Annotated in this window: 1 protein-coding gene; it reads left to right on the top strand. The window is 42.9% G+C overall.

Annotation, left to right across the window (positions count from 1 at the left end):
* Positions 1–669, top strand: a 669-nt coding sequence (locus tag WFZ86_RS20120) for an Ig-like domain-containing protein (RefSeq protein WP_342693612.1), incomplete at both ends; no start/stop codon positions are given.

Raw genomic sequence — 669 nt, 5'->3', positions numbered from 1 at the left:
TAAGCATTCCTTATGTGATCACCGATGGAAATGGAGGAACAGCTACTGCCAATGCATTAATTACAGTAACCCCAGTAAACGATGCCCCAGTAGCAGTAGATGACACTTATACCGTTGCGGAAGAAGGCACAGTTACTTTGACCCCATTAACAGGGGACAGTGATGTTGACGGGGATGTCTTGAGCATCACCAGCATCAACGGCACGACCTTAACCCCAGGCATAGCGCAAGTGATTGCGGTAACCAACGGCACGGTAAATGTTACCGCAGCAGGAGTGATTACTTTCACCCCAGCAGCGAACTTCAATTCCACGACCCCAGTAAGCATTCCTTATGTGATCACCGATGGAAATGGAGGAACAGCTACTGCCAATGCATTAATTACAGTAACAGTTGTTACACCAGTTATTGTTGCTACCAATGACGATTACTCGAATCAACCTATTGATTCTTCTAAAGGAACCGTTTTGGATATTTTAGCGAATGATAGGTTGAATAATGGAACAGTAAGTGCCTCTCAAGTGGTCATTACTATTGTTGACGCTACTGGAATAACAGGTGTTACAGTTGATGCACAAGGCAGAATAACAATTCCAGTAGGTATACCAGTTGGAGACTATATTTTGACGTATTCTATTTGTGATGTTGATAATCTAAATAATTGTGCCA

The organism is Flavobacterium polysaccharolyticum (assembly GCF_038739875.1).
In the GTDB taxonomy this organism is placed as follows: Bacteria; Bacteroidota; Bacteroidia; order Flavobacteriales; family Flavobacteriaceae; genus Flavobacterium; species Flavobacterium polysaccharolyticum.
Note: the sequence above shows the minus strand (reverse complement) of the source record. Positions and strands in the feature narration are given on the sequence as shown.